Source organism: Paenibacillus sp. FSL R7-0048 (genome assembly GCF_038004505.1).
Taxonomy (GTDB): Bacteria; Bacillota; Bacilli; order Paenibacillales; family Paenibacillaceae; genus Paenibacillus_AQ; species Paenibacillus_AQ odorifer.
The window spans coordinates 4,689,907-4,703,586 of the sequence record NZ_JBBORF010000001.1 but is presented as its reverse complement, the minus strand read 5'-3'; the positions used below and the strand labels follow the sequence as shown (position 1 = coordinate 4,703,586).

Below are 13,680 nucleotides of genomic sequence, written 5' to 3'. Positions count from 1 at the left end.
AGTTTGGTTGCGTGCGCAACTAAACAGTGATTATTAATATTTAATGAGGTGTTAGTTATGAGTTCTGTAAGTGCAACCTATCAGGAGGATAAAGAAATTCAGAAGAAACGCTGGATGATCTTAATTGTTCTGAATATTTTTACGTTCATGTCCACCCTTGATGGTAGTATTGTCAATATTGCTCTGCCTGAGCTATCCAAACAACTGAAGCTGCCCATGGCGCAAATCGAATGGGTAACAACAGGATATTTAATGGCGATCTGTGCGGCGATCCTTTTCTTCGGCAAGCTTGGAGATATCGTAGGAAAGATTCGAATTTTTAAGATTGGCACGATTGTATTTGTTATTGGATCTATGCTGTGTGGGCTTAGTGTAAGCTTACCAGCCTTAATTGCTTCACGCGTTGTTCAAGCCTTAGGTGCTTCGATGACCATGGCGAACAGTCAGGGAATTGTTACGGATATCTTTCCTGCCACGGAGCGTGGCAAAGCCCTTGGTTTCATTGGTACATTCGTGTCTCTGGGAAGTATAGCTGGCCCAAGTTTAGGCGGGATTATGGTTTCCACCTTAGGCTGGGAGTATATCTTTTGGGTAAACGTCCCTATTGGCCTGATCGCTATATTTTTTGGCTGGAAGGTATTGCCTAAGGATTTAACGAGAGTGAAATCTTCGATTGATGTGCCGGGCAGTTTACTGTTCGCTGTCTTTATTATTACTTTGTTCGCAGGATTATTACTAGGTCAACAGCTTGGATATGGTAACAGCTTAATTGTTACATCAATAATTGTTGCTGTAGTCAGCTTCGTTGCTTTCATATGGATGGAGCTTCGCAGAAAAGAACCGCTGTTGCAGCTGTCATTATTTAAGAATCCGTTGTTTTCTTTAAGTATCTTATGTGGTTTTCTCGTATTTACAGCGAATTTCTGCTTCAATATTATCGCGCCGTTTTATGCACAGAACATGCTTAATTTATCGCCATTCTATGCAGGCTTTTTGTTAATGCTGCTGCCGATATGTATGGTAGTCGTGGCTCCAATGAGTGGAGCGCTATCGGATAAAATAGGCTCGGAATTTTTGACTTTTGCAGGGCTGGTGGTCATGGTTATTGCGCAGTTCGGATTAGCACAGCTTCATGTAGGAAGCTCTGTTGTGCTGGTAGGTGTGTGGATCGCTATGCTGGGGATAGGAAGTGGTCTATTTCAATCGCCGAACAATTCGCTTGTCATGTCTAAGGTACCAAGAACACAGCTTGGTTCTGCGGGTAGTGTCAATTCGTTAGTTCGTAATGTTGGTATGGTTGTCGGCATAACAATTGCTACTACAATACTTTTTCAAGTGATGAGCAGTAAAGCCGGCTATAGGGTGACAGGGCTAGTTCCTGGTCGGCCAGAGTTATTTATCGAGGGCATGCATGTAGTGTTTGTAACCTCGGCATCGATATGTCTAGTGGCTGCTTTATTAACTGGCTGGAGATTGGTGAGTGCAAGAAGTGCCAAAGTGCAGTCATCTGAAAGATAACATAAAATGAAAAAGATCCTTCTGGCGCTACGGCTAAGAAGGATCTTCTTTGTGATGAAACTGTAAGGCTTCCTTAACGGCTTGCAAGTATTGATATTGATAACGTACATCCGGTTCTAGGTAGGCCCCTTCAGCCCATTCATTCCAGGCGTTGATAAAAATATATTCACTTTTGAACATTTTTTTGGCGCGCTCAATTTGTCGTGAAAGGTATTGGCCGAATTTTTGAGGATTAGCGCCTAAGGTGCTTTGTCCGGCAGGGCCTTTACGTGGTGTGTTATCCCAGTTGACAAAGGCTCCCGGATATATGATTTCTCCGTCTCTATGGGGTGTCCGCTCCAACATGGATTCCCATAACTCATCATAATCAATTACGATATGCCTCTGATCCTCCACCTGCTTTGAGCTCCATAAATGCTTAACCCCGCCATGTGCGAATGTGTAATGCGGCTCAAATTCCAGACTGGCATCGAATCCTTGCTCTTTCTTTAGGGGGAAACCGCCCAGTGTCCGGACCAGATGAAGTCCTTTAAGTCCGTTCTGCAGAGCCAATTCGCGCCAATATTGAAGCATTTCTTCACAGTGCGGGATACTAGCAGATCGATAAATGATAAAGACAGGCTTATCCTCCACCCGGATATAACGATCATCTTTGAAGGCTTCCAGCAAAGCAAAAAAGTGCATTCGCCAATCCCGTTCTTCTCCGTATTCCTGTGGCATCAGGACATCCTCTTCGGTACCATCCCAGCTACGTGTCCAGGGTTCGTTAGCCCAAGAAAGGCAAAAGGGGAAGTCAGGCTCTTTGCTCGCAAGAATCTGCTGAACCGGTTGTTCCAGTAGCCGCCTGCCATTAAACCAATAGTGATAATAACAAAAACCGTAAATGCCATGAGCCCTTGCCGTCTCTGCCTGCCATTGTTTCACTTTAGGATCCGTTAAATCATAGTAGTTATTATTTAATGGCTTCTTGGGCTGATCATGTTCAGGATAAAGGGCTGCAGCCTTCCTGACATTTGTCCATTCTGTAAAACCCTCACCCCACCAGGAATCGTTCTCTGAGATCTGATGAAACTGAGGCAATACAAAAGCAATGCATTTCAAGTCAGGTCACCCCCTATGGTTCCTTGAATATTTTTCTCAGCAGTAACTTTCCTTGCTGGATATAAGAATGGTTATATTTAAGTTCCTTTAGGGCACGAGAGGCAGAAATTCTTCTTTCTTCACTATGTGAAAAATAGTGCTTAAAGCTATCGGAGAGCTCTTTGAAGTTCTGGAAACGAACGAGATCTTCTTCTGCAATTCGGTAATTATGAAGATGGGGATGATCCTCCACTAACTGAAATACGCCGCAAGCGGTGACCTCCATAATCTGCTGCACAGAACCAGTGCAATTGATGACGATTTTTGCTCCATTATAATAGCTGGACATTTCTTTACTATGGGTGATATCAATGAAATTTCTGGGGGGTTCCCAACCACGCCCGGCGATCATTACCTTAAGGCCTTGAAGTAGGTCTGAATACGCCAACGTGTAAAGCACACTATCGATTTGGAAATCGCCAAGAATGAGTACGTCACTCTGATAACAGTCCTCCACACGTCTTGGATAATAGAGATCCGTATCCGCAGCATATGGGAGAAAGCTGGAATGTTTGCCCCATAAACCCTGATAATAGATCAGATTAGCTATGTTCTGTGTGAAAATGTAATCGAACAACAATGCCAGATTACGTTCTGTTGGAGTAAGACAAGCGGCATCTGCCATCCATACCGCTTTGGGAACGTTGGAAGCTTTCAGAGCAGGGAGGTTCTCCTCCGGAAATAGGGTCTCCGATCCTAGAGCTAATATTAGATCAGGTTGAAAATGAGCTAAATATTCCTCCAGATTATGCTGGAATTTAATAGCAAGTACTTCTTTGACCAAATGCCTTAGTTGATCCTTAAAAAGTCGTACATTAGGCATTTTATCACTTGCCACTGTAGGAACCAGCAGCAATATTCTTAATTGCTTGAGTTCCCGTTGCAAAGGCTCTGCTCTATAAGAGTTCATCTCTAGGATGAGGTTATGGTGTTGCGATGGATTAACTTGGCTGATGGTGACTTCGTGACTTGAAGGCCTTTCAGGAGTGAGCCTATTAGCTGTCTTCTTCATAATTCCTCCTGTATTCTGTGGAGCCAGTCGTCCGCTCTAGCACCGAGTCTTGCTAATCATTATATGTGTAGGGGGTTATTTTGACTTTAGGTATAAGACCATTAATCAGAGTCTCGAAGATAAAAAGCGGATTTAGTGAAAGCTGTATATCTATCTATGACAGGGCTGGCTTGTTTAACATAAGATATACTATAAAACCTGAAAGGGATGATCGCCTTGCCAACCTTCGATAGCGTTCTAGTTACAGGAAGTCAGACCATTCAAAATGATCTGCACGTTAATGGAAATGAGACTATCGATTCGAATCTGCATTTGAATGGTAGTCAGACTATAATGGGAAGCCTAAATGTGAACGGCAGTGAATCCATACTCGGTCATCTGGGGGTAACCGGTGAAATTAGCGGGGCAGGCACCATCAGAGCTGCAACCCGGTTGATCGCTACGAACCAAGCAACATTGCCACCAGGCGCTCCTACCAGCCTGCAACAGGTTCGATACTTTTCTGTAGGTGCTGTAGGTCAGACTGGTCTCGTGCTGAAGGGCACAGATGGAAATGATTATGTATTATTTATCGATTTGACTGGCGGAACACCTAATATCGGCATCCAACGGGCTTAATCAAGGTAAACTAACATGCTCAGCATCCGATTAATAAAAAAACAGCAAGTCTCCTATGTACAAATAGGGACTTGCTGTTTGAGGTTTCTGTTAATTCTTAAAGCTATGAATTGGAGCAGGGATTCGTCCGCCACGATTAACGAAGTTCGCGCAATTGAAGCCATTCACTGCCATAACTGGTGCATATCCGAGCAGGCCGCCAAATTCGACCATTTCACCAACGTCCTTGCCGATTACTGGAATCACGCGAACCGCAGTGGTTTTGTTATTCACCATGCCGATTGCAGCTTCATCCGCGATGATGCCGGAAATGGTCTCCTTGGTAGTGCTTCCTGGGATAGCGATCATATCCAGTCCTACGGAACACACACAGGTCATAGCTTCCAGCTTCTCTAGTGTAAGGGCACCCCGCTGAACCGCTTGAATCATGCCATGATCTTCACTGACCGGAATAAAGGCTCCACTAAGTCCACCTACATAGGAGGAGGCCATTACGCCACCTTTTTTAACATTGTCATTTAGGATCGCCAGAGCAGCGGTCGTTCCCGGAGCGCCAGCTTCCTCCAGACCCATGACTTGAAAGATTTCGGCAATGGAATCTCCGATTTCTGGAGTAGGAGCTAAGGATAGATCGATAATCCCAAAAGGAACATTCATCCGTTTGGAAGCCTCTTGAGCAACTAGCTGACCGACACGTGTGACTTTGAAGGCTGTCCGTTTAATGGTTTCACATAAGGTTTCAAAATCCTGCCCTCTAACCTCTTCGAGCGCACGTTTGATTACCCCAGGACCGCTGACGCCAACGTTGATGACACATTCCCGTTCACCAACCCCGTGAAATGCTCCGGCCATAAAAGGGTTGTCCTCAACGGCATTACAGAAAACTACCAGCTTGGCGCAGCCGATGGAATCCCGATCCTTGGTGCGTTCCGCAGTTTGGATAATGATGTCGCCCATTAATTTCACAGCATCCATGTTGATTCCACTTCTGGAGGAACCGACATTGACCGAAGAGCAGACTCTTTCAGTGACTGCCAATGCTTCAGGAATACTGTCAATCAAAATACGATCGCCTTTGGTGCAGCCTTTTTGTACAAGTGCAGAGAAGCCGCCGATAAAGTTAACGCCTACCTCTTTTGCAGCCTTGTCCAGGATTTCAGCAACAGGTACATAGGTATCTGTCTTCACCGCACCAGCGGCAATAGCGATGGGTGTGACAGAAATCCGTTTGTTAACGATAGGAACCCCAAATTGTCTTTCCAGATCTTCACCCGTCTTTACGAGCTTTTCAGCGGATCTGGTGATTTTGTCATATACATTTTGATTAAAGGTGCGCATATCCGTGTGGGCACAATCCATGAGGCTGATCCCCATCGTTATGGTACGCACATCCAGATTCATTTCACGAATCATCTTATTCGTTTCTTGTACTTCCACTAGTGATATCATGGTCAGCCATCCTCCTAGATTCGGTGCATAATATTAAAAATATCCTCATGCTGAAGCTTGATTTCCACGCCAATCGATTCGCCAAGCAAATGTAATTCCTCTACAATATTCTCAAAAGCTTTAGTTGAGCTAGAAATGTCTACAATCATCATCATGTTAAAATAATCTTGAACAATCGTCTGCGAAATATCCAGAATGTTCAAATTGTGTTCGGCTAGATATGTACATACTTTAGCGATAATCCCTACTTTATCTTTTCCTAATACAGTAATAATCCCCTTCATGAATACAGCCTCCCTTTGTATTTGTTGATTTCACCGTGTATACGGAATGAACCATTCCAACTATTATTGCAAATGATGAAACAAGCTTCAACCAAAGGTTTTTTGTCAGTTTGATTAAATATTTATTTTGGCAGCTGAAATTATAGAAAATTCATTTGACAGCCTATAAAAAATGTGATGAACTGAGAGTTTGATATGCTAGTCTGAAGGAGTAAATATGACTACACAAAAATATAAAGATATGGTTGAGCAAAGAACGAAGATGACCCTCCAGGAATGGACGGAACAGTCGGAAGTGAAGGAAAAGGACATTTATCGTTTTTTGCATAATTTAAAAGGCACTGCTGGTACTGTCGGATTACCGGATGTCGAACAATTTGCCGAGGATACGCTGCCCTATTTCATGGAAAGCAGTCTTAAGAGTTGGTCAGTCGAGGAATGGGGGGATTATTTATATCCACTGATTCCATTGTTTAATGTCCATTCATTGGCAGCTTCAAGCTCTGTTAAAGCATTGGATAAAAAGGGACCTGCTGAGACGCTCACACAGAATGATATTCTTCTTATCGACGATGATGTAGAGCTAGTTGCTTATCTGAAAGAGTCGTTGGAGAGGCAGAATTACTATGTAAGCATTGCCTTATCTGCTGAACGGGGACTCAAAATCTTTTATGAAACGAAACCAGATCTCATTCTGCTGGATATTCTTTTACCTGATAAAAGCGGGATTGAGGTGTTGAACCAAATTATCGGCAAGGCTAAAAAAGAACGAATTCCCATTATCATTATAAGCGGGGAGTACTCCAAAGCGACGCAAATGCAGGCGTATTCGCTGGGGGTGATGGATTTTTTACCGAAGCCTGTAGATATTGATTTATTTCTGGTATTGATCAAAAATCGCTTTCAGCTCAAGAGAGAATGGCAGGAGTCCATCATCGTGGATGATTTGACCGGCGCATTCAATCGCAAACACTTTAATCAAGTCATGAAGCAGCTGATTGGTGATTTTAAGCGGACCAACCGCGTATTTTCGTTAGCGCTGATTGATTTGGATTATTTTAAAAACGTTAATGATACATATGGTCACCTAATCGGAGACGAAGTTCTGCAGGGCTTTTCCGAGCTTGTGAAGAATTCCATCCGTCTGGAGGATACCTTTTGCCGTTATGGGGGAGAAGAGTTTGCAGTGTTCTTACCTCACACGGATGCGGAATCTGCAATGTTGGTTATACAACGTATTCAAGAGCGGTTTGCGGCGACTGACTTTTTTGCGAAAAATGAAATCTTTCATGTGACTATCTCTAGCGGGATTTCTGAGGTAACAGATGCCGAGAATATAGCCGATAAATTGATTGAGGAAGCAGATCAGGCTCTTTATGCTAGTAAGCATGCTGGAAGGAATCAGACAACGCTTTATTCGGACCATTTATCCACTACTAAAAAGCATTCGGTTCTGAATGTGATTGTTGTGGATGACGATACGCTAATTCGGAGAATTGTGACCAGTCAGTTCGCCATTTGGGAGCCGGAGAATATTGCTGAGGTGAAGGTTAGCAGCTATGCGAATGGGCTTGATTTCCTGCAATCGGATTGGTATGCCGTGGATGAGAAGTATATTATTTTGCTGGATGGTGTGATGCCTGATCTGGATGGGGTAGAAGTTCTGGAAAGAATCCGCAAAACGTATCCGGAAGTAAATATATTAGTGATCATGTTGACGGGAAGAAATAATCAGGCGGATATTGTACATGCCCTGCAGATGGGTGCCGATGATTATGTAGTGAAGCCGGTCCATATGCCTGAGTTATTGTCGAGGATAGAGCGGTTGGCTCATAGATTTTTGTTCTAATTGGGTTCTGAATATGTTGTGAGCACCAGGAGAGATCTAAAGCGGAGGGAACTAGGCAGCTATGCAAAAGGTAATGGTAGTGGATGATGAAGAAGTATTACGAATGTTAATCGTAGACACCTTAGAAGATTTGGAAGACGTGGAGATACACACTGCCGAGAACGGATTAGAGGCGCTTTCAAAATTGTCACGGGATCATTATGATTTGGTGATATTGGATTATATGATGCCTGAAATGACAGGGATTGAAGTCCTAGGCCAACTGGATGATGAGAAAAAGAAGGCTACAGCTATTTTAATGTTAACAGCCAAAGCCCAAGATGTAGACCGTCTTCGAGCGGTAGATGCAGGCGCACGTTATTTTATGCCAAAACCTTTTAGTCCTATGGAACTCTTGCAGATTGTGGAGGGGATCCTAAGTGACAAAGGGAAGCAGCTCTAATCACAGTATTAAAAATAGATATTTTCGTATCATTGCCTTGGTTTTTTCGTTAATCATTATTATGGGATCTGTATTTTTATTTTTCATAAATAATGAGCAGAACAAATTAAGTAGAGACCGTGAAGTTCTGCAAAATAAGGCGGACACGATTAACGAATTGGCGACTGCGTTAAATGAGGTTTTTTTCCGAGCGAGGGGATTCAGCGCACTTAAGAGTGACAATGAATTAGATCTCCTAAACTTAGGACTTGTTAACTTTGATAAGATTCTGGATACCTATTCTAATCTCAATTTATCTCCGGAAGAAGCCTTGTTTAGAGATGGTTTGAAAGCATTTTATGTTCAGTACAAAACTAAAGTTTTACCTGAAGCGATTCGGTTTGTCGAGGCAGACGATTATGTGTCTTTGAGAGCTCTATCCGCAGATGGCAACACGAAATCAGTAAATGATTTTTTAACGTATACAAAAGAGTACAAGCAACGATCCGATGCCGCATTAAATACTATGGCTATGGATTACATCAAACGTGCCAATGAGTTTACCTTTATCGCATTCTTTTTCAGCACGATTATTCTGCTAATCTTCACCTTTATGATCTGGCGGATTCTGAAGAACCTAATAGATCCTATTCTGAAGCTGGAAGGGGCAACCCATTCCCTGGCTGCAGGAGAAGAAATTCTTCTGGGCAAGCTTAAGAATCAAGATGAAATTGGCCGACTTTATGATGCTTTTCTAAATATGGCTAGAAGTATTCAAGATAAAGAAGAAGAATTGATGATGCAGAATGAAGAGCTGCATGCGCAGCAGGATGAACTTCAGGATCAGCAATATAGGCTGCAGCGCTCGCTTAGTGAAATTGAGAGTATGATGAAAGCCTTGGATCAATCGTCTGCGGTGGGGATCCTTACTGCTAAAGGTGTCTTTACCTACGCGAATGATAATTTAAGTGGATATACCCGCTATAAAAAGTCTGAGATTATCGGTTACACCTATAAGTTATTTGAACTTTATAATCTCTCTGATGAGGGTTATCAGAAAATCTTTAACAAATTAAATACAGGCGGAGTGTGGAACAATGAGCTGCAGATTCTAGCCAAAGACGGATTGCCCATCTGGCTGCATCTGACGATTGTGCCGTACCTGAATGAAGAGGGTGTGATTTATCAATACATCCTTATTGCGAACGATATCACCTCAATGAAAAGCGTGCAGCAGGAGCTAGCCGAAACGTTAAAAAACACAGAACAGACCAAGATGATGCTTGAACTTAATAATCAGCTGAATCATGATATTACTTATACTTTGGATAAACATGAATTTGCCGATAAGTTTATTGAGTTTATGCATCGCCTGTATGCCTTTGATTCGAGTTTCTTCCTGCTTGTGAAAGATAATATTGCGGCTGTGAAAGGCATTCCACAGGAGAATGTGGAGCGTTATCTTGATCATGAGAATAATGAGATGTTATATCGCTTGCAAGCGGAAAAAACGTACCTAATCAAGCGCCTGGCCACACAATCAGAGCAAGGGATTTCTGCGAGTGAGGTCTATGTTTACGACTTCTACACTACTGTTGTGAACGCAGAGGATGAGATTCTTGCAGTGTTCTGTGGCAGCCGGATTGGTCATTCCTTCAGCAAAGAAGAGATTAATGAGGTTCAGGGGATGATGAACCGCGTAGCGCTGGCGATTGAACGTTTATTCATGTATGAAGAGATTGAACATGGACGAAAGCTGAATCGGGACATCGTAAATAATGTGAACGAGGGCATACAATTTGTGAATACAGAAGGTATGCTCCTGCAGATGAATAAAGCGTTGAGCAACATTTTTAATTATGAGTGGACAGAAGGAGCTTTGATTCCCCGTCAGAAATGGATGGATTATTTCATTGAGCACTCTAATGAGAATCATGAACTTCGGATGTTTTTTGAAAAAGCGATTGCTGAGGATGCTCTGGAATCCAGCAGCATGCAATACTCCATTGGAACTGAATCGAAGAAGCATATTGATGTGTATGCGATCCCTGTATTCCGTCGCGAGCTGCGTATTGGTACATTGTTTGTCTACAGAGATATCACTAGAGAATATGAGCTGGACCTTATGAAATCTGATCTTGTCAGTACGGTAAGTCATGAGCTAAGAACACCGCTATCGAGTGTGCTTGGTTTCACAGAACTGTTATTGTCTAAGACCATGAAGCCTGAGAAGCAGCTTAAATATCTGGAGACGATTCATAAAGAAGCTAAACGACTGACGGAGCTCATTAATGATTTTCTTGATTTGCAGAGAATGGAGTCAGGTAAGCAGCAATATATCACGGAGCATTTGAATCTCAGTGAAATTGTATTAGGTGTAATTGATCAATATAAACTGAGCAGTACCCATCATGTGCTCCTAGTGGATGAGGCTTTAAATGCGGATGTTGATGTGGACAAGGACAAGATTGTCCAAGTTCTGACGAATCTGTTAAGTAATGCGATTAAATTCTCGCCTGATAACAATGAAGTTAAAGTACTGCTGCATAACGAGTCGGATAGAATTATTATACGTATCCAGGATAATGGTCTTGGCATTCCTAAGGATCAAATAGGACAGCTATTCCAAAAATTCAGAAGAGTGGATAATAGCGCCTCTAAAAGAATTGGAGGAACAGGACTCGGACTTGCTATCTGTAAGGAGATCATTGAGAAACAAAAGGGAAATATCGGTATAGATTCCGTAGAAGGAGAGGGCACTACCGTCTGGTTTAGCCTCCCTATCCTCCATGCGGAAGCGAGCCGGCAACAGGATGAGCTTAATAAATGGAGCACCGATAAAGAGCTCAAGCCTAATGTAATGATCGTTGAAGATGATTACAGTCTTTCGTTGCTTTTATCAGAAGAGCTTAAAGGGAAGGGCTTCCGTGTTACCCATCATTACCATCCACAGCAAGCTTTTGATCAGGCCTTGAAAACACCATTTGTGGCGATTGTGGTAGATTTGATGTTGGGTGAAGAACTGGATGGCTGGGATTTGATCCGAATGCTTAAAGAAGATCCAAGAACTGAAAATATACCTATCGTTATTTCTTCTGCTCTGGATCAATCGGATAAGAACCAACTAAACGATGTAATTCAAAAATATTTAACTAAACCTTATCCGCCCGGCGAGCTGTCGAATACGCTTGAGGAGATAGTGAAGATTAAGACGGGGATCGGCGAGGTGTTATTTCCCGAAAGTCAGCAAAAATTATAGCTTTTATTTATCACAATATTTTATAAATAGTATCACTTTTTATAATGAAACCGATCAAAACAGGTTAAATCATACTGTTTTGATCGGTTTTTACGTACTTTATAGATACTTTTTCAATAAATTACAATTATTAGGGTAAATCGACATCATTGATCGTTTACAATTATTGTGATAGCCTGATTTCATGAGGTACGGATCATCAGAAGATTTCATGTTTAGGAGAGGTGGATATTGTTGCAACTACAGGTAACGAACAGTCCTTTTAACGAGAGCCAAGTCGAGCTACTCAATCGTCTTCTACCATCCTTAACGGAGACACAGCAAATATGGCTTAGCGGTTATTTGTCAGCCATGGGCCTTACTACTGCACTATCGGCAGGTGCCGAGGTTCAATTAGTACAATCAAATACGATAGGAAATGTGGAAGGTAGTGCCGTTAGTCAACCAGTAGCTTCACGTGAAGTGACCGTGTTGTTTGGGTCCCAGACAGGGAACTGCCAACGGCTGGCTGGGAGCTTGTCCCGCAAGCTGGAGGAGCAAGGATTTCAGGTCACACTCACTGCGATGAACAGCTTTAAGCCCAATGCGCTTAAGAAGGTTGAGAACCTCCTATTGCTGGTCAGTACACACGGTGAAGGCGAGCCGCCAGATAATGCACGGATGTTCCATGAATTTCTCTATAGCAAAAGAGCTCCTCAATTAGAGAATCTGAAGTTCTCAGTGCTGGCACTGGGGGATACCTCCTATGAATTCTTTTGTCAGACCGGCAAGGACTTCGATCAGCGGCTTGAGGAACTTGGCGGCAAGCGGTTAAGTCCGCGTGTGGATTGTGATCTTGATTATGATGATTCGGTTACCGAGTGGTTTGAAGGCGTGATTAGTGCCTTAAATGCACATTTAAATGCTCCGGCCATTGCGGCAAAAGCGGTTCAAGCTGCGGAAGACGCAGATTCTCAGGAGCCTTTGTATACCCGCAACCATCCTTTTAAAGCGGAAGTATTGGAGAATCTAAATCTGAACGGACGTGGTTCTGACCGTGAGACCCGCCATTTGGAGCTATCCCTAGAAGGTTCTAACATACAATTTGAGCCAGGGGATGCGCTGGGTGTCTATCCGGAGAATCATCCTGAATTGGTAGACGCTATTATTCATACTATGGGCTGGAATCCTAATGATATTGTTCCATTTAATAAAAAAGGGGAAGACGGCACCTTACGTGAGGCCCTTCTTCACCACTATGAAATCACTGTATTGACCAAACCGTTACTTGAACAAGCGGCGAAGTTATCTTCTTCTAACCAATTAAGTGATCTATTGTCGCCAGAACGTGCGCAACAGCTTAAGGAATATATTCAAGGCCGCGATCTGCTCGATTTGGTTCAGGACTTCTCTCCATGGGAGGGTTCGGCCAGTAGCTTTGTGACTATTTTGCGCAAGCTTCCGGCACGACTCTATTCAATTGCCAGCAGCTATAAAGCTAATCCAGATGAGGTTCATTTAACGGTTAGAGCTGTACGTTATGAGGCACATGGCCGTGAGCGTTATGGGGTCTGCTCGGTACATTGTGCTGAAAGAGTCCAGCCGGGAGATACGTTGCCCATCTACATTCAACATAATCCGAACTTTAAGCTTCCGACGAATCCTGATGCACCGATCATTATGATTGGACCGGGCACAGGTGTTGCACCCTTCCGCTCTTTCCTGGAGGAACGTGGCGAGCTTGGGGCGGAAGGTAAATCATGGCTGTTCTACGGAGATCGGCATTTTGTGACGGACTTCCTCTATCAGACGGACTGGCAGAGAATGCTTAAAGACGGCTTGTTAACTAAGCTGGATGTTGCTTTCTCCCGTGATACCGAAGAGAAAGTATATGTTCAGCATCGCATTCTGGAAAAGAGCCGCGAGGTCTACGAATGGCTGCAAGCGGGAGCTCATATTTACATTTGCGGAGACGAGAAGCATATGGCACATGATGTTCATTCTGCTCTGATTACTGTCATCCAGCATGAGGGTGGTCTGAGTCCTGAAGAAGCGGCAGCTTATTTGGATAATATGCAGCAGGCGCAGCGCTACCAACGTGATGTTTACTAATGGATAGAGGAAAGTTATCGAATGACTTCGGGGGGAGAT

Annotated in this window: 10 protein-coding genes; 6 read left to right on the top strand and 4 right to left on the bottom strand. The window is 43.2% G+C overall.

The window, feature by feature from the left end; translation table 11 throughout:
- The first annotated feature begins 57 nt into the window (after positions 1-57).
- Positions 58-1,518 carry an MFS transporter gene (locus NSQ91_RS21010; RefSeq protein WP_076190510.1) on the top strand — a complete coding sequence of 487 codons (1,461 nt, stop codon included), beginning with the start codon at positions 58-60 and terminating at the stop codon, positions 1,516-1,518.
- Between the two features lie 33 nt (positions 1,519-1,551).
- Here NSQ91_RS21010 and NSQ91_RS21005 read toward each other — a convergent pair whose 3' ends face one another.
- Together NSQ91_RS21005 and NSQ91_RS21000 are read right to left on the bottom strand one after the other, a co-directional pair.
- Entirely contained in the window at positions 1,552-2,619 is a 1,068-nt protein-coding gene (locus NSQ91_RS21005) for a glycosyltransferase WbsX family protein (protein ID WP_076301772.1), read from the bottom strand.
- Between the two features lie 13 nt (positions 2,620-2,632).
- A complete protein-coding gene (locus tag NSQ91_RS21000; RefSeq protein ID WP_076305547.1) occupies positions 2,633-3,670 on the bottom strand; it encodes a glycosyltransferase family protein in 1,038 nt (345 codons plus the stop codon).
- A gap of 207 nt (positions 3,671-3,877) precedes the next feature.
- Between NSQ91_RS21000 and NSQ91_RS20995 the strand changes: the two genes are divergently transcribed.
- Positions 3,878-4,288: a hypothetical protein gene (locus tag NSQ91_RS20995; RefSeq protein WP_248548519.1), complete on the top strand. Its 411-nt coding sequence runs from the start codon at positions 3,878-3,880 to the stop codon at positions 4,286-4,288.
- A gap of 90 nt (positions 4,289-4,378) precedes the next feature.
- Here the strand turns inward: NSQ91_RS20995 and NSQ91_RS20990 are convergent, their stop codons facing one another.
- Together NSQ91_RS20990 and NSQ91_RS20985 are read right to left on the bottom strand one after the other, a co-directional pair.
- Positions 4,379-5,734: a PFL family protein gene (locus tag NSQ91_RS20990; protein ID WP_248548616.1), complete on the bottom strand. Its 1,356-nt coding sequence runs from the start codon at positions 5,732-5,734 to the stop codon at positions 4,379-4,381.
- A gap of 17 nt (positions 5,735-5,751) precedes the next feature.
- Positions 5,752-6,021: an ACT domain-containing protein gene (locus tag NSQ91_RS20985; RefSeq protein ID WP_036685776.1), complete on the bottom strand. Its 270-nt coding sequence runs from the start codon at positions 6,019-6,021 to the stop codon at positions 5,752-5,754.
- 217 nt (positions 6,022-6,238) lie between these two features.
- Here NSQ91_RS20985 and NSQ91_RS20980 point away from each other — a divergent pair, with 217 nt between their 5' ends.
- From NSQ91_RS20980 to NSQ91_RS20965, 4 genes are all read left to right on the top strand, one after another.
- A complete protein-coding gene (locus NSQ91_RS20980) occupies positions 6,239-7,870 on the top strand; it encodes a diguanylate cyclase (protein ID WP_076219812.1) in 1,632 nt (543 codons plus the stop codon).
- A 61-nt stretch (positions 7,871-7,931) separates the two neighbouring features.
- Positions 7,932-8,312, top strand: coding sequence for a response regulator (locus NSQ91_RS20975; RefSeq protein WP_076301769.1), 381 nt, complete (start codon positions 7,932-7,934; stop codon positions 8,310-8,312).
- Positions 8,290-11,550, top strand: a complete 3,261-nt coding sequence (locus NSQ91_RS20970; protein WP_076305548.1) for an ATP-binding protein — start codon at positions 8,290-8,292, stop codon at positions 11,548-11,550. The genes NSQ91_RS20975 and NSQ91_RS20970 overlap by 23 nt, the downstream gene beginning before the upstream one ends.
- 234 nt (positions 11,551-11,784) lie before the next feature.
- Complete coding sequence (locus NSQ91_RS20965) at positions 11,785-13,641, top strand: assimilatory sulfite reductase (NADPH) flavoprotein subunit (protein WP_340921530.1); 1,857 nt, start codon at positions 11,785-11,787, stop codon at positions 13,639-13,641.
- The last annotated feature ends 39 nt before the right edge of the window (positions 13,642-13,680 follow it).